Source organism: Stenotrophomonas sp. STEN147, assembly GCF_056757995.1.
This window is the reverse complement of record NZ_JBRRCG010000001.1, coordinates 361,377-377,865: the sequence shown is the minus strand read 5'-3', so window position 1 is coordinate 377,865 and position 16,489 is coordinate 361,377. Positions and strand designations below refer to the sequence as shown.

General features: G+C 66.7%; 12 protein-coding genes. 10 read left to right on the top strand and 2 right to left on the bottom strand.

Annotated elements, in window-relative coordinates; all coding sequences use genetic code 11:
- The first annotated feature begins 1 nt into the window (after position 1).
- From ACVOKU_RS01750 to ACVOKU_RS01740, 3 genes are read left to right on the top strand one after another with little or no spacing between them, the layout of a single operon-like run.
- Positions 2-1,408 (top strand): hypothetical protein, encoded by a 1,407-nt coding sequence (locus tag ACVOKU_RS01750; protein WP_481558887.1) that lies wholly within the window; start codon positions 2-4, stop codon positions 1,406-1,408.
- Positions 1,405-3,087 (top strand): TonB family protein, encoded by a 1,683-nt coding sequence (locus ACVOKU_RS01745; protein WP_481558886.1) that lies wholly within the window; start codon positions 1,405-1,407, stop codon positions 3,085-3,087. The genes ACVOKU_RS01750 and ACVOKU_RS01745 overlap by 4 nt, the downstream gene beginning before the upstream one ends.
- Positions 3,088-3,145: 58 nt before the next feature.
- Positions 3,146-3,322, top strand: coding sequence for a hypothetical protein (locus ACVOKU_RS01740; protein ID WP_263177825.1), 177 nt, complete (start codon positions 3,146-3,148; stop codon positions 3,320-3,322).
- Here the strand turns inward: ACVOKU_RS01740 and ACVOKU_RS01735 are convergent.
- A complete protein-coding gene (locus ACVOKU_RS01735; RefSeq protein ID WP_481558885.1) occupies positions 3,310-3,990 on the bottom strand; it encodes a GyrI-like domain-containing protein in 681 nt (226 codons plus the stop codon). The genes ACVOKU_RS01740 and ACVOKU_RS01735 overlap by 13 nt on opposite strands.
- A gap of 343 nt (positions 3,991-4,333) precedes the next feature.
- Between ACVOKU_RS01735 and cyoA the strand changes: the two genes are divergently transcribed.
- Genes cyoA through cyoD form a run of 4 tightly spaced genes read left to right on the top strand, consistent with a single transcriptional unit; the run spans position 4,334 to position 8,350 of the window.
- Positions 4,334-5,374: a ubiquinol oxidase subunit II gene (gene cyoA, locus ACVOKU_RS01730; RefSeq protein WP_053518989.1), complete on the top strand. Its 1,041-nt coding sequence runs from the start codon at positions 4,334-4,336 to the stop codon at positions 5,372-5,374.
- 2 nt (positions 5,375-5,376) lie between these two features.
- Positions 5,377-7,374, top strand: coding sequence for a cytochrome o ubiquinol oxidase subunit I (gene cyoB / locus ACVOKU_RS01725; protein WP_053518988.1), 1,998 nt, complete (start codon positions 5,377-5,379; stop codon positions 7,372-7,374).
- Positions 7,371-8,009, top strand: coding sequence for a cytochrome o ubiquinol oxidase subunit III (gene cyoC, locus ACVOKU_RS01720; RefSeq protein ID WP_065174633.1), 639 nt, complete (start codon positions 7,371-7,373; stop codon positions 8,007-8,009). Before cyoB ends, cyoC begins: the two co-directional genes overlap by 4 nt.
- Positions 8,009-8,350 (top strand): cytochrome o ubiquinol oxidase subunit IV, encoded by a 342-nt coding sequence (cyoD, locus tag ACVOKU_RS01715; protein ID WP_053518984.1) that lies wholly within the window; start codon positions 8,009-8,011, stop codon positions 8,348-8,350. Before cyoC ends, cyoD begins: the two co-directional genes overlap by 1 nt.
- A 115-nt stretch (positions 8,351-8,465) precedes the next feature.
- On the opposite strand, the gene ACVOKU_RS01710 is transcribed toward cyoD, so the two are convergent.
- A complete protein-coding gene (locus tag ACVOKU_RS01710) occupies positions 8,466-10,523 on the bottom strand; it encodes a putative bifunctional diguanylate cyclase/phosphodiesterase (RefSeq protein ID WP_481558884.1) in 2,058 nt (685 codons plus the stop codon).
- A 149-nt stretch (positions 10,524-10,672) separates the two neighbouring features.
- On the opposite strand from ACVOKU_RS01710, the gene radA reads away from it, so the two are divergent.
- The 3 genes from radA to ACVOKU_RS01695 all read left to right on the top strand — a co-directional run bounded on the left by radA (position 10,673) and on the right by ACVOKU_RS01695 (position 16,459).
- A complete protein-coding gene (gene radA, locus ACVOKU_RS01705) occupies positions 10,673-12,049 on the top strand; it encodes a DNA repair protein RadA (protein ID WP_053518980.1) in 1,377 nt (458 codons plus the stop codon).
- A 198-nt stretch (positions 12,050-12,247) separates the two neighbouring features.
- Positions 12,248-14,104, top strand: a complete 1,857-nt coding sequence (locus ACVOKU_RS01700; protein WP_481558883.1) for an ATP-binding protein — start codon at positions 12,248-12,250, stop codon at positions 14,102-14,104.
- Between the two features lie 48 nt (positions 14,105-14,152).
- A complete protein-coding gene (locus ACVOKU_RS01695) occupies positions 14,153-16,459 on the top strand; it encodes a hypothetical protein (RefSeq protein ID WP_481558882.1) in 2,307 nt (768 codons plus the stop codon).
- Positions 16,460-16,489 lie beyond the last annotated feature (30 nt).

Genomic DNA, 16,489 nt, shown 5'->3' with positions numbered 1-16,489 from the left:
CATGCCTGGCCGCAGTGGAGAAATCATCTTCGACCAGCGGCGCCAGCCGCTGACCCTGCTGCGCCTGCTCAAGAGTGGTGGCGCCGGCAGTGTGTTCACTCTGAAGGAGCGTCCGCGCGAGGTCGCCAAGCTGTATCACTCGGCCAAGGACGTGCCGTTCTACGAGCGCAAGCTGCGAGCAATGCTGGAACTGCAGCCGGATCTGCCGACGCTCCGTGAGGGTGGGCGCGAACGTGTGCAGATCGCATGGCCGACCGGTCTGCTCCGTGACCGTGGCGGGCGCTTCATCGGCTTCAGCATGCCGATCCTGGACGTGTCGGCCACCACCGATCTTGAGCATGTACTGCAGGAACGGCAGGCACGCGTTGAAAAGCTGCCCACCGGTCTGGGCGCGAAGATGACCCTGGCTGCGAATCTGGCGGCGACCTTGGCTGCCTTGCACCGCTGTCAGCACTACGTGGTCGATCTCAAGCCGCTGAATGTCCGCTTCTACCGCGATTCGCTGTTCATCGCCATGCTTGATTGCGATGGCTTCAGCATCCAGGGCAAGGACGAGCGTTTCCCGGCCGGCCAGGTGACCACCGATTATCTGGCGGCCGAGTTCCAGCAGCGTGGGGTCACGCCTGGCGAGGAAGAGGCGCAGGATCGCTTCGCATTGGCGGTGATCGTATTCCAGCTGCTCAATTCGGGCCTGCATCCATACGCCGGGCGCCCCCAGGGGGGCGACGTGCCCAACGACCTGCCTGGGCGCATCGCTGCGCGGTTGTATCCCTACGGCCGGCGCGGCATCAGCCGCCTGCTGCCCGCACCGGTCAGTGGCCATGAAATGTTCCCGCCGGCTCTGCGCGATCTGTTTGATCGCGCGTTCTCGGCGCAGCCGCAGCGCCGTCCATCGGCGCAGGAGTGGTCGTCGCTGCTGATGGGCTACGCGCAGCGAAGCGGCGGCCAGTTGGTGGCGTGCAGTCAGGATGCCAGCCACCAGCACTTTGCCGGGCTACCCTGCGCGGCGTGCGCGCGCGCCGGCCTGGTCGCACGCAGTGCGCGCGTGGCACAGCAGACGAACGGCGGCAAGGGCCGCGGTCGCAAGCGGAAACGTACCCGCACGGCCCAGCCACTGCGGCAGGCGGCAGCCGCCCGCCCGGTGGCAAGGCCGGCCGCTCCGGGCGCTGCTGCCACAACCAGTCAGCTTCCCGGCCTGGGGTCGCGGGTTACGATGGCCGTGATCGGCACCCTGCTGCTGGGCTGGGTGGCCGGCTGGGGCATGCCGGCTTGGCGTGCCTACAGCGCGCTGCCCTCGCCGGGCTGGTGGGATGGCTTCGAGCTGGCCGTGCAGTCCGGCATGCTCCTGCTGGGCGTGCTGTTCTACATCCTGTGCGTGCCGATCGTGATCCTGGGAAAGCGGCCGTGAAGTGGCTGGGCTGGCTGGCCGCTCTGCTGGCGGTTCTGATTGGCCTGACGCCGTTGTGGGCGTGGCTGGGCGGTCAGGTTTACTCCACGTTTGATGTGCTGGGCCATCTGGGAGCCCGCCCTTCCATCAGCGATGGCCGCGCTGCCTTCCGTGCAGCGGTGATGTTGGGCGGCACGGTGTCGGTGCTGTCGCTGCTGCGCGTGGCCTGGCTGGATCGGTCCGGCGATTACCTGGTGGCGGCTCTGATGCTGGGCTTGGGTTTCGTCGTGGTGGTAGTGATCTCTGGTGGCGGAGGCTCTGTTGATCGCGACGCACCGCGCCAGGTCTACATAGCGGCGAACGACTTGGCGCGCGGGCAGCGGCAATGGAGTTCGCGCGAGGCGTTCGAGCAGGACTCGCTGCAGACAGTGGAGGCGGCGATGCGCGCTGGTGCCCGCGGAGACGTGGCGCAGGTCGATCACCTGTTGAGCGAGCTGAAGGCATCTGCTCGGCTCTGGCCGCGCACGTCTGACCATACGCGCGAGTTCGCGCGCCTGCGCGACCAGTACAGCGCCGTGGTGGGCAAGATGAACGCGCTCTCTCCGCCCAGCCGTACCGGTGCCATCGATCGCAGTGTGCTGGAGGCAAGGCGGAGCCCGGAATACAGGGCGCTGGACGCGGAATCGACCGAACTGCTTCGGCAGATGTGGGCTGCGTCGCCACGCCGCCCGGCCATTGCTCTGGCGCTGTTGACCGAGGACATGCGAGCGCTGTCGGTGCGCAGCTTCTTCGGCAGGCGGCAGCTGCCCCCTGCGTTGGACGAGTTGCCATTGCAGGAGCGCCTGTATCGGATACAGACCCTCTTGGAACAGGTGCTGGCCTATGCGCCCAACGAGGTTCCTGTATGGGAGGCCTACAGCGAAGTGATGGCCGACCAGGACGAGGAACTGGCGCTGGGCGCGCGCGTGGTAGCCGGCCAGTTGGAACGACGGCTGCGCAGCGGCGTGGACTCGCGTGACTACCTCAATACCGGCAACATCCTGCTGGGCAGCGACGTGCGCCTGGGGGCCATCATGATGTCGCGCGGCAGCAGGGAGCGCTCCCGCATTCTGGAGGCGCGGGCCTCGGCGCTGCTCGGGCCGGCTGCCGACAAGGTTTCTGAGGGTACAAGTGATGACGCTGGCGGCGACACGGCGGCCCCGCCTGGCGGGATGGCAGAGCCGGGCCTGCCAGTGGTGTCGGTGACGTCGCCCTCGGATGAGCCCGACGCAGAGCGAGCGCTGCCGCCACGCGGAACGCTGGCCGATGGCACAGGGTTGTGGGTGCCGCCGCGGCCCCGGGCGCCCGCAGCCCCTGCGCAGGAAGACGGCGGGCCGCCCAATACGGCGGAGGGCGATCGGGGAACGCTACGTGTGGATCTGGCCGCGGCCGGCTTCACACCCGAGCCGTTGCCGCCTTTGCCGGAAGGCACCGTCGTTGCCCGTAACGTGCGTATGTTGCTGGTGGTTGATGTCTGGGAGGACGGGCAGGTGACCTCGGTCCTTGTGCAGAGGAGCAGCGGCGTCCTGGCGCTGGACCAGGCTGCGCGGGCGGCGGCGGCGCGCTGGCGCAGCGCAGTCAAGGTACCGGCTGGCGGGGAGCGGCGAGGGGTGGCAGTCGAGTTCCTGCCATCGGGTGGCGAGCCCCCCGTGCTTCGCTGACTGCCTTCATCCGCGGTTCCCCCGCCGATTGAGGCGGACGTCATTGCGTATCTGGCCCATGCGGATGATGTTCGGCAGCAACAGCCAGACGGTGGGCGAGCAGGTGCTGAGCTGGAACCTGGGTGTGACCAGCCGGGCCAGCGAGCGGCTGTCGGTGATGGTCGACTATGTGGGCGAGCGCCGCGACGGCCAGCTGCAGAATGGTGTGCAGCTGGGCCTGGGTTACCGGTTCTGATGCAGGGAGGACGTCCTCGCCCGCCGGGCGGGGGCGTCCACCGGCGGCTGATCCGCCTTTACCGCCCGCACAGGTTGGCGCAGGAGTGTCTTGAGTCGCGAAGGAGCGGTCTTCCGTGGGTCGCTCAGATAGATCTCATGGTGCGGGCCGGCAAACGTGTAGCCCAGCGATGGCATCACCTCCTGGTGCAGCCTCGCGAGTGTCGGGCCTTCATCCTCATAGGGGCCCACGTGCAGCGTTTGCAGGCAGAGACCCTCCTCCAGCCGCTGCAGGCGCAGGCTGGAGGGTGGCGCACCGAGCTTCGCCCTCACCTTCTCCGTTGCCGCAGCGAACCGTGGCGTATCGACGGCATCCGGGGTGCGGATCATCAGGGTCCAGGTCCATTCGTCCTTGCGGCGGGCGACGAAGCTGCCCGGATCCTCAGCGCTCCAGAGCCCCTCCAGCGGCGCAACCACATGGTCCTGTCCCACCGCCTTGAGGGCGAACTTCAACGCATAGCTGACGGAGTAAAGCCAGCGTACGGCCTCGGCGTAGGCGATTGCCGTATTGGGGTCGCCGCGGCCGTCAATCATCACGAACGGCAGGGAGGGCACTTGGAGCAGGACGAAGTCGCCGGTCGGCGCCCGGTACAGGGTGCGGTCAAGCGTCTTGAAATCGACTTTGCCCATTGGAGATCTCCAGTAGACGGAAAGCATCGCACGCGCGTCAGCATGCCACAGTTCCTGAATGCGTTCATTCGACTTTGCCGAACGAGGGATTCCGGCGTGGCGACACCTGCGGCTGCGATGCTCCGCGCCCCATTGCGCGCACGGTGCGACAACGTGTCGCAGCCAGAATGGGGCCTTTCCTGCGGTGGATCATTGTCAATGCCTTTCTTAAATGGTGGGTGACGGCCTAAAATTGCAAGGCTGACTCGACCCCACCTCCCTGCCTGTCTCCGGACGGGTGGGACCGGCTTTGGCCGGAGCGGGCAGGACGGGGAACGGCATTCCCTCGCAATTGGATCGACCGATGATTCCGTTGAAAACCCTTGGGCGCTGGTTGCGCCCGGGCCTGCTGCTCGCAGTGCTGGTGATGCTCACCGGCTGCGATGCCGTGGCCATCCTCAGTCCGAAGGGCCAGATCGGCCAGGATGAGAAGACCCTGCTGATCACGGCCACCGTGCTCATGCTGCTGGTCGTCATCCCGGTCATCATCATGACCCTGACCTTCGCGTGGAAGTACCGCGCTTCCAACACCAAGGCCCGTTACGAGCCGAAGTGGTCGCACTCGACGGCGATCGAGGTGGTGGTGTGGTCGATCCCCTGCATGATCGTGCTGGTGCTGGCCGTGCTGACCTGGCGCTCCTCGCACGCGCTGGATCCGTACAAGCCGCTGGAATCGGACGTCAAGCCGGTCACCATCGAGGCGATCTCGCTGGACTGGAAGTGGCTGTTCATCTATCCGGAAGAGAAGATCGCGGTCGTCAACGAGATCAAGTTCCCGGTCAACACCCCGCTGAACTTCAAGATCACCTCCGACACGGTGATGAATGCCTTCTTCATCCCGCACCTGGGCAGCATGATCTATTCGATGGCGGCGATGGAGACCAAGCTCCACCTGATCGCCAACGAAACCGGTGAATTCCCGGGCATGTCCTCGCACTACAGCGGTGCGGGCTTCGCCAAGATGCACTTCACTGCCTATTCGGTCACCGATGCCGAGTACCGCCAGTGGCTGGACCAGGTCCGCGCCGGTGAGCAGACGCTGGACAAGGCCTCGTTCAAGGCCCTGGGTGAAGCGCGCAATGCCGAGTGGTATCCGGTGACCTACTACGGCCGGTCCGAGGAGGGCCTGTTCGACTGGGTCATCGCCAAGCACATGGGCGACAACAAGCACTACGGCATGAAGCACGCCCATGCGGGCGCCGCTGCCGCCGATGCTGCCAGCCATGAAGGGCACGAAGGCCACGCCCCGAGCGAAGAGCACAAGTCCAAGGAGTCCGGGGAAAACCTGGATGCCACTGAACACGAGCACGCCGGCCACGCCGGTCATGCGGGCTCGGGAGAATGAACATGCTGGGAAAACTCTCTCTTGAGTCGATCCCCCACGATCCGATCGTGCTGACCACACTGGTCGGTGCGGTGCTGGGTGGCCTGGGCGTCGTCGCCCTGATCACCAAGTTCAAGCTGTGGGGCTATCTGTGGAAGGAGTGGTTCACCTCGGTGGATCACAAGAAGATCGGCGTGATGTACCTCATCGTCGCCTTCGTCATGCTGCTGCGCGGTTTCTCCGACGCGATCATGATGCGCACCCAGCAGGCCATCGCCGTCGGTGGCTCCGAGGGTTACCTGCCGCCGCACCACTACGACCAGATCTTCACCGCCCACGGCGTGATCATGATCTTCTTCGTGGCGATGCCGTTGATCACCGGCCTGATGAATCTGGCCGTGCCGCTGCAGATCGGTGCGCGCGACGTCGCGTTCCCGTTCGTCAACTCGCTCAGCTTCTGGCTGTTCGTCGCCGGTGCGGTGCTGATCATGCTGTCGCTGTGGATCGGTGAGTTCGCCGCCACCGGCTGGCTGGCATTCCCGCCCTTGTCGGGGATCGAATACAGTCCAAGCGTAGGCATGGACTACTACATCTGGGGTCTACAGGTGGCGGGTCTGGGTACCACGCTGAGTGGTATCAACTTCTTCATCACCATCCTCAAGATGCGCACGCCGAGCATGAAGCTGATGCAGATGCCGGTGTTCACCTGGACTGCCCTGGTGACCAACGTGCTGATCGTCGCTGCCTTCCCGGTGCTGACCATCACCCTGGTGCTGCTGACCCTGGACCGTTACCTGGGTACGCACTTCTTCACCAATGACGGTGGCGGCAACGCCATGCTGTACATCAACCTGATCTGGATCTGGGGCCACCCGGAGGTGTACATCCTGGTCCTGCCGGCGTTCGGCGTGTTCTCGGAAGTGATCGCCACGTATTCGCGCAAGGCCCTGTTCGGTTACAAGGGCATGGTCTACGCCACCGCCTGTATCGGCGTGCTGTCGTTCATCGTGTGGCTGCACCACTTCTTCACCATGGGTTCGGGCGCCAACGTCAATGCCTTCTTCGGCATCACGACGATGATCATCTCCATTCCCACGGGCGTGAAGATCTTCAACTGGCTGTTCACCATGTTCCGCGGTCGCGTGCAGTTCACCACGCCGGTGCTGTGGACGATCGGCTTCATGGTCACCTTCACCATCGGCGGCATGACCGGCGTGATGCTGGCCATCCCGGCCATCGATTTCGTGCTGCACAACAGCCTGTTCCTGATCGCGCACTTCCATAACGTGATCATCGGCGGCGTGGTGTTCGGCATGTTCGCGGGCATCACCTACTGGTGGCCGAAGATGTTCGGCTTCCGCCTCAACGAGTTCTGGGGCAAGTGCGCGTTCTGGTGCTGGTTCATCGGCTTCTACGTGACCTTCATGCCGATGTACGTGCTGGGCTTCATGGGCATGACCCGTCGCCTGCAGAGCACGGTCAATCCGGCCTATGAGCCGCTGCTGCTGGTTGCTGCTGCAGGTGCCTTCATCGTCGGTGCCGGCATCCTGTGCCAGATCATCCAGGTGGCCGTGTCGATCCGCGACCGCAAGAAGACCGTCGACCTGACCGGCGATCCGTGGGATGCCCGTACGCTGGAGTGGGAAACCTCTTCGCCGCCGGCGTTCTACAACTTCGCCACGCTGCCGGACGTCACCGAGCTGGACGATTTCTGGGAGCGCAAGCAGCGCGGTGAGGCCTGGCCGAAGCCGGCGAAGTACACCGACATCCACATGCCGCGCAATACCGGCACGGGTGTTGTCATCGGTGCCTTCAGCCTGGTGTTCGGCTTCGCGATGATCTGGCACATCTGGTGGCTGGCCATCGTCGGCTTCGTCGGCATGATCGCCACGTTCATCTACCGCACCTTCGACCAGGACGTGGACTACTGGGTCCCGGCCGCCGAGGTGGAACGCATCGAGAACGAACACCGCAAGCACCTGGAAGCCCAGGGCCTGGTGAAGTCGGAGCTGAAGGCATGAGCACCAATACCTCGACCCTGAGCCACGGGCACGCCGCGCATGCGGCGGCCCATGGCCATGACGACCACGAGCATCACGACACCGGCGGCAACACCGTCTTCGGTTTCTGGGTGTACCTGATGAGCGACTGCCTCATCTTCGCGTCGCTGTTCGCCACCTATGTGGTGCTGGCCGGCGGCACCGATGGTGGCCCCGGTCCGAAGGACCTGTTCGAACTGTCGTTCGTGGCCTGGGAAACCGCGCTGCTGCTGACCTCCTCGCTGACCTTCGGTCTGGGCATGATCGCCCTGCACCGCAAGCAGGTGGGCCAGATGTACCTGTGGCTGGCGATCACCTGGCTGCTGGGCTTCGGCTTCATGTGCATGGAAGTGTGGGAATTCCAGCACCTGATCCACCAGGGCTATGGTCCGGACCGCAGTGCCTTCCTGTCGGCGTTCTTCGCCCTGGTCGGTACCCACGGCCTGCACGTCAGCGCCGGCCTGCTGTGGCTGCTGGTGATGTTCGTGCAGCTGAAGAAGTACGGCCTGACCCCGACCAACAAGACCCGCATGGCGTGCCTGAGCCTGTTCTGGCACTTCCTGGACCTGATCTGGATCGGCGTGTTCTCCGTCGTCTACCTCAATGGAGCGCTGTAATGGCACATGACAACCACGCACACGATCATGGCACCGGTGGCGAAAGCCACGGCAGCGTGAAGTCGTACCTGATCGGCTTCGTGCTGGCAGTGGTGCTGACCGTCATCCCGTTCTGGATGGTGATGTCGGGCGACTTCTCCCGCACCGTCAACGGTGTGGTGATCGCGATCACCGCCGTGCTGCAGATGCTGGTCCACCTGGTGTTCTTCCTGCACCTGGACCGCTCCTCGGAGAGCCGCTGGAACGTCAACGCTGCTGCCTTCACCATCGTGGTGATCGGCATCATCGTGGTCGGCACCCTGTGGGTCATGCACAACATGAACGTGCATATGATGCACTGACGTCCCCGCGACGTTGCCACGCAGAAAGGCCGCCCCCGGGCGGCCTTTCTGTTGTCGGGTGGATGGGGTCGGATCCCATGTCGCAGGCGAGGGCTCCGACCTCGCACTCCGGGCCTCACCCCACCTTGCGCAGGAACTCCTCGGCATCCATCGGCCGACCCAGGTGGTAGCCCTGCAGCTGGTCGCAGCCCAGTTCGCTCAGATACTCGCGCTGGGCTTGGGTCTCCACGCCCTCGGCCACCACCTGCAACTGCAGCGTACGGCCCAGGGCGATGATCGAGGAGACGATCGCGGCGTCTTCGGCATTGCGTTCCAGGTCGTGCACGAAGGCGCGGTCGATCTTCAGCTCGGTGGCCGGCATGCGCTTGAGGTAGAGCAGGCTGGAATAGCCGGTGCCGAAATCGTCGATGGCGATGTGCACGCCCATCGCGGTGAGATCGTTGAGAATCGCCAGGCTCGCGTCGACATCCTTCATCGCAGTCGTTTCGGTGATCTCAAGCGTCAGCAGAGGCGGATCGATGGCGTGTCGTTCCAGCGCCGCACGCACGCTGGCCAGCAGCGTCGGCGAGGCGAACTGAAGGGGAGACAGGTTGACCGCCATCGTCCAGCCGCGATGGCCGGCATCATGCCACGCACGCAGCTGGGCGCAGGCGCGATCCAGCACCCAGTCACCGATCGGCAGGATCAGCCCGCTGCGCTCGGCGATCGGGATGAACACGTCCGGTGCCAGCAGGCCCAGTTCCGGGTGCTGCCAGCGCAGCAGCGCTTCGGCGCCGCTGGCGGGGGCATCGGCGGCGGGAAATTTCGGCTGGTAGTGCAGCACCAGTTCTCCCCGGGCGACGGCCTTGCGCAGATCCTGCAGCAGCCGCAGCTGGCGGTTTGCACTGAGCTGCATCGAGGGAGTGAAGAACGTGTAGCCGTTCCGGCCGGTGTCCTTGGTGTGGTACATGGCTGCATCGGCGTGGGCCATCAGCTCGCGTTCGTTGCCGGCGTCATCCGGGTACAGGGCGATGCCGAGGCTGGCGCTGACCTGCAGCTCGGCCGCGTCGAGAATGAAAGGCTCGCTGGCCGCGGCGATGATGCGCTCTGCGACGACCACGGCGTCATCCGGGATGTCGATCGCCAGCACGATCACGAATTCGTCCCCGCCCAGGCGCGCGAAGGTGTCCTGCGGTCGCAGCAGGCCGCCGATGCGTTGCGCGACGGCGACCAGCAGGCGATCACCCAGTTGATGACCGTAGGCGTCGTTGACCGCCTTGAATCCGTCAAGATCGCAGAACATCACGGCCACCGCGTGCTGGTGCCGGCAGGCTTTCTCGATGGCCTGTTCGATGCGGTCCTGCAGCAGCATGCGGTTGGGCAGCTGGGTCAGCGGGTCGTGCAGCGCGGCCTGGATTAGCCGGTTGTTGGCGTGCGCCAGCGAATCGGCCAGCAGCCCGGTACGGACCCGCATCTGGCGATCGAACAGGGAGGCCACCAGCGCGATGCCAAGCGTCGCCACGGTGGTGACGATGACCAGTACCGCCAGCCAGCGGGCATCGATGCCGCCACTGACCACGGCACCGCAGACGCTGCCGTCCGCAAAGCGTGCGGCCGCCATGCCGGTGTAATGCATGCCGACGATGGCCAGCCCCATCACCAGCGAGGCGAGCAGGCGCAGGCGCAGCGTGTTGCGCTGCTCGGTGCGCAGGCGGAAGGCGATCCACAGCGCAGCGCCGGCTGCGCTGATGGCCACCACGATCGATGTCGCGAACCATCCTGGGTGGTAGTCGATGCCGGGCTGCATGCGCATGGCGGCCATGCCCAGGTAATGCATGGCGGCGATGCCGGTGCCCATCAGCACCGCACCGGCCAACAGCCGCCGTCGCGGCAGGCTGGGGCGGGAGACCAGCCACAGCGCATAGGCCGATGCGGCGATCGACACCGCCAGGGAGTAGAGGGTGATGGCCAGGTCGTAACCGATCGGGATCGGCAGATCGAACGCCAGCATGCCGATGAAGTGCATCGACCAGATGCCCAGGCCCATCGCGGCGGCGCCACCGGCCAGCCACCAGCGGGCGACGCGTCCCTGCGCGCTGGCGACACGCCCGGCCATGTCCAGGGCCGTGTACGAAGCAAGAATGGCCACCAGCAGAGAGATGGCGACCAGGCTCTGACTGTAACTTCCAGTCATGTTGAATCCAGTGGGAAAGGGAGGGGCGTCCGCAAGGCGCACGCCCGCGACCCCTATCGGCGCAGGTGGGCGGTACTTGAGCGGTCGCAGCACCTGCGACCGGGCTCGGCTATCCTGCCACGCCCGTCCCCGCCGCAGGAAATTCCCAGATGGCAAAAGCCCGCACCGCCTACGTCTGCAATGAATGCGGCGCCGAGTACAGCAAATGGCAGGGCCAGTGCACCGAGTGCAATGCCTGGAATTCGCTGTCGGAAATCGTCCTGGAAAGCGCGGCGGCGGCCAAGGCGCCGGCATCGCGGCGGGCCGGCTGGGCGGGCAAGGTCGATCCGCCGAAGATCACCGCCCTGAAGGACGTGGAGCAGACCGAGCATCGCCGGGTCAGCACCGGCATCGGCGAGTTCGACCGTGTGCTTGGCGGCGGCCTGGTGGAGGGGGCGGTGGTGCTGGTCGGCGGCGATCCCGGCATCGGCAAGTCGACCCTGCTGCTGCAGGCGGTCGCCAGGATGGCGGCCGAGCTGCCGGTGCTCTACGTCACCGGCGAGGAGTCTTTGGCCCAGGTGGCCGGTCGCGCGCATCGGCTGGAACTGCCCCTGGATGGCGTCAACGCGCTCGCTGAAACCGGCGTCGAGTCGATCCTCCAGCACGCGGCCAAGGCCGGCCCGCGCCTGATCGTGGCCGACTCGGTGCAGACGCTGTGGACGGAAAGCCTGACCGCCGCACCGGGGTCGGTCAGCCAGGTGCGCGAGAGTGCCGCACGGCTGGTGCGTTTCGCCAAGGAAACCGGCACCGCCGTGTTCCTGGTCGGCCACGTCACCAAGGAAGGTGGCATCGCCGGCCCGCGTGTGCTGGAACACATGGTCGATGCGGTGCTGTACTTCGAAGGCGAAAGCGGCAGCCGTTTCCGGCTGCTGCGTGCGTTCAAGAATCGTTTCGGCGCGGTCAACGAGCTGGGCGTGTTCGCCATGGGCGACAAGGGCCTGAAGGAGGTCTCCAATCCGTCGGCCATCTTCCTGTCCGGTGGCAGTACGCATCAGCCCGGCAGCTGCGTGATGGTGACCCGTGAGGGAACCCGTCCGCTGCTGGTGGAGGTACAGGCGCTGGTCGATGCGTCGCCGCTGTCGAACCCGCGCCGTGTCGCCGTAGGCCTGGAGCAGAACCGTCTTGCCATGCTGCTGGCGGTGCTGCACCGGCACGGCGGTGTGCTGGTGGGCGACCAGGATGTGTTCGTCAATGTCGTCGGCGGCATCCGCGTGCAGGAGACGGCCGCCGACCTCCCGGTGCTGCTGGCGGTGCTGTCTTCGCTGCAGGACCGGCCGCTGGCCGAGAAGACCATCGCCTTCGGCGAAGTGGGCCTGTCCGGCGAGATCCGCCCGGTACCCAATGGTGAGGACCGGCTGCGCGAGGCGGCCACCCATGGTTTCAGGCGTGCGATCGTGCCGAAGGCCAATGCGCCCAAGGGCGGCTCGGTCAAGGGCATGGAGGTGATCGCCGTGGAGCGCCTGTCCGAGGCGATCGACGCGGCGTGATTCCATCGGAGGCGCGCCGGCGGCCGCGATCCTGTTGAGCCGGGCCACGCGCCTCTGCTTCCCCGGCGAAGGACCGCCGGGCATGGGCCAGACGCTGCAGACGTCAGATGCGGCTACGGTCAGCCTCCCTGTGCTAGTTTTTCCCGCTCGACGAAGGCGCCCTGTGGCGCCTTTCCGTGCCCAGGAGTAAACGATTACATGCAGGACCCCGCGCTTACCGCCCCCGCCGCCGAAATCCGCCGTGCGGGCGTCGACCTCAATGGACTGATGACGGTGCTGGGCAAGCACCTGTACTCCACGCCGATGGTGGCCCTGCGCGAGCTGGTGCAGAACGCGCATGACTCGATCATCCGCCGTCGCATCGAGCAGCCGGGCAGGGACGTGCCTTCCTGGATCTCCGTCCAGGTCGACGCCACCGCCGGCGTGCTGCGCATCAGCGATACCGGGGCGGGCCTGACCCGCCAGGAGATCCACGATTACCTGGCCACCGTCGGTGTCGGCTACACCCGTGGCCTGCGCCAGGGCGGCGCCGACGAGGATGGCCTGATCGGCATGTTCGGTCTCGGCTTCCTGTCCGCCTTCGTGCTGGCACGTCGGGTCAGCGTTCGCACAACCTCCTACCAGGCGCCGGAACTCGGCCATCTGTACGTGTCCAGCAATGCCGAGCAGTACACGGTCAGCGAAGTGCCCGCGCGCGAGATCGGAACCGAAGTGGAGCTCGAGCTGCACCCCGACTTCCTGCCGCTGGCCAACGAAGCACGCCTGCACGAGGTGCTGGGGCGGTACTGCGCGCTGCTGTCCGAACCGATCTTCATCGGTGCCGCCACCTCTGCGATCAATCCGGAGCCGCCGCCGTGGCGGGTGCAGGGCCAGGTCGCGCTGCACCCGGTGCAGGCGCGCCGGCAGGCCCTGCAGTTCGCCGCGCGTTTCGAGCATGACTTCGAGCCCATCGTCACCCTGCCGCTGCGCGCCGATGGCGTCAGCGACGCCACGGGCCTGTTGTGGGTGCAGGATGGCGCCACCTATGGCACCAGTGACAACCGCAATCTGTCAGTGTTCGTGCGCGGCATGCTGCTGGACGACGATGCACGTGACCTGCTCCCGCCCTGGGCCGGCTTCATCGGTGGCGTGATCGAGTCCTCGCGGCTGACGCCCACCGCCAGTCGTGAGGATCTGCAGCGCGATGATCATTACCGCGCCGTGCAGCACGCCCTGCTGGAAGCGTTGATCGATGGGCTGGCCGAGGTCGCACGGCAGCAGCCTGAAGCCTGGCGCCGGGTGCTGGCCCGCCACAACGAAGCGCTGCTGGGCGCGGCGCTGTGTGATGACCGCCTGTTCGAACTGCTGGTGGAGCACGTGCGCGTGCCGACCTCGCAGGGCGATCTGCCGGCCAGCGCGCTGCCGGCACGCGGCGCCGTGCATGTGATCCTCGACAACGGTGGCGGTTTCGAAGAGATGCTGTTCCGCGCGATGGGGGTGCCGGTCGCGCATGGCCATCGTTATGCGGTGGTTCCGTTCCTGCGTCGCTGGGCCCAGGCCAAGGGCCTGCGTCTGGTGGAGCTGGGCACCGAGCAGGGCAACCGCGCGCTGTTCCGTACCGATGACAGCCTCGATGAGGCGCAGCTGGCCTGGCTGCGTGAGCAGTTGGGCGATGGTGAGCAGCTGCTGCCGGCGCGCTTCAGTCCGGAGGCACTGCCGGTGGTGGTGGTGCCCGACCGCGAGGCCGAACTGAAGCAGCGGCTGGAGGACGACGAGAACGACAAGCGGGTATCGATGGCCGCGCTGCGGCTGGCCCGCCAGTTCACTGCACGCATCGAATCGCGTGCACCGTCGCGGCTGTATCTCAACCTGGACAACACCGCCGTGCAGGCGCTGCTGCGCGCGCAGCGGGAAGGCCACCCGCAGGCCGAAGCGGCCGCACGCCTGCTGCGCTCCCTGAAGATCATCGTCGCCGCGCAGGGCAGGCCCCTGGCGCGGACGACGGCAACCGCAGGCCCCGACCTCAATGGAGCCTTCACCGACATCGCGGGCGCGCTGCAGCAGATGCTGCGCTGACGCCCGCTCTCATCCAGCCTTCGCTAGACAGGAGCACGTAATCCCCTCATGGACATCTGGAACTGGGTAGAAAAACTGCAGGGCGACCTGCGCCAGGCCGGGCAGGCGCAGAACGCGCACCTGCTGAACCGCCTTGCAGACGACGTCAGCGAGCTGCAGGTCGACCGCGTCGATGCGCTGCTGCCCGAGGCGCGTGCGCTGGGCAAGGCGCTGGACAATCCCTGGGTCGATGTCTACGTCGGCCACTGGGCGCTGCGCAACCGCGTGGGCAACCGCGTCGAAGGTGAAAGCGCACTGGGCGAGGCGGTCGCCCTGTTCGAGCGTGCGCATCGCGAGGACACCCTGGAGTGCCCGCAGTCGATCTGCGTGACCCAGGATCTGGCCGCCTGCTACGGCAACATCGACGGCCCCGGCTGGGTGCCCGAACGGGTCGAGGTCTGTGACGAGACCCTGGCACGCATCGATCCGAGCTGGGCCTGCTTCCAGTGCCTGAGCTGCGAGAAGGCGGACGCGCTGCTGGACGACGGTCGGGGCCAGGAGGCGCTGGATTACCTGCAGGCACAGGCCGACGCGATCGAGGCCTGCGGCAAGGAGGTGTTCGACAGCTTCCCGGAGATGCAGATCAAGATCCTTCTGGGCCTGGGCCGCGCTGAGGAAGCGCTGGCGCTGATCGAAAAGCGGGAGGCCGAGGTGGTCGCTTCGGGCGAGTATGAGCCGGCCAACTGCACCGTGCCGCGCCGCCTGTCCAAGGCCTGGGCACTGGCACAGCTGGGCCGCGACGAAGAAGCGCTGCAGCAGATGGTGCCGTGGAGCGAACTGACGCCGAACTACTGGCGACTGTGGGCGAACACCGCCGCCGCGTTGTGCCGGCGCGATCCGGCGCGCAATACCTGGGACCTGGGTACGCGCTTCAACACCATCATTGAGCATTTCGCCCGGGTGGGTTCGCATCGGTTGTTGATCGAGGTGGCTGCACTCAGCCTGGAGCTGGCACTGCAGCGGGGCGCGCGCTGGGTGGCGCAGCGGCAGCTGGGCCTGGCCCGTGCCCATCTTCCGCAGCTGCGCCAGGACCGCGGCGCGTCCGCGCTGGTGGCCGCCCTGGCTGCACGCGTGGAAAGCCTGCCGGAGGTCGCGCCGTTGCCGGTGCCGGCCACGGAGCTGCTGGCGTGGCTGGAAGCGCGCGGGGAGCAGAACCACGCGCGCGATCCCGAGCAGGAGGCGCAATGGTTGCTGCAGGCCCACGCACAGTGTCCCGATGATGAGCCGTTGGCCGACACGGCGGCTTCGGCGCTCAATGCCTGCGGCGCGCAGGCCGAAGCACGCACACTGCTGTGGGACTTCGTGGCGGCGCATCCGCAGCACGATGGTGCCGCGGCCTACACGCTGATGCGGTGGCTGGCCGAACAGGGCGATGACGCCGGCCTGCGCCGATTGGCGGATGTCTTCCGCGACAGCGTGCCGGTGTTCGCCCACTGGTGCGAGGTGCAGCGCGCGCGCCGGGTGTCCGACTGGCCGGCGTTGGAGCAGGCGGCAACGGCGCTGCTGGAGCTGTCGCCGGGATCGCATGGCGCACGTGGCACGCTGGCCCGCATGTACATGGAGACCGGACGCTTCAGCGATGCCCAGGCCTGCTACGCGCAGCTGATCGAACTGCTGGAGGAGCCCAATGCCGCGCATTGGGATCACATGAGTGCCGCCAGTGCCGCGCATGACTGGGACGCCGTGCGGCGGTCGGCGGCGGCGATCGGCATGGAACTGTCCAGCACCGAGGGTGTGGTCGAAGAGCCGTGGGGCTGGGTGATCATCCGCAGCGAGGAAGAGGGCGAGCCGATGGAGTACTACGCCCGGCGCAGTGGCCCGGTGACCGCCCGCATCGTCGAGAACGCGCCGGCCAACCGCGCCCAGCAGGTGGGTGACTGGGTGGTGTTCGATGCGGCGCTGGTGCATCCGGCACCGGAAGACGAGGAGGCACGCGAGCACTTCATCCCGACCTACGCACAGGTGCATGTGCTGGAGCGTGGCGGCTTCGCCCGCAGCTGGCTGATCGACGGCGCCCATCCGGGTGAGGACGCCTGGAATGCCCTGGTCGAGGCGGTTGAGGCGCAGGGCTGGAAAATCTGGGCCCACAGCCGTCCCGACTACACCGTGACCGACCCGGAGGCCGAGGATGGCACGCTGCCGGGGTTGCTGTTCACCATCGCCCAGCCTCAGGATCACGCACCGCTCGCGCTGCACCGGTTCCTGCAGCAGGCCACCGCCGGCTGGGCACATCCGCTGTGCTGGCTGCGCCTGGCCGAAGCCTGCGACCAGGATCGCCAGCCGCATCTGGACGTGATCGAGCGGTACGGCCTGTAGGCACGCCTCGCTCGCCGGGCATGGCCCGGC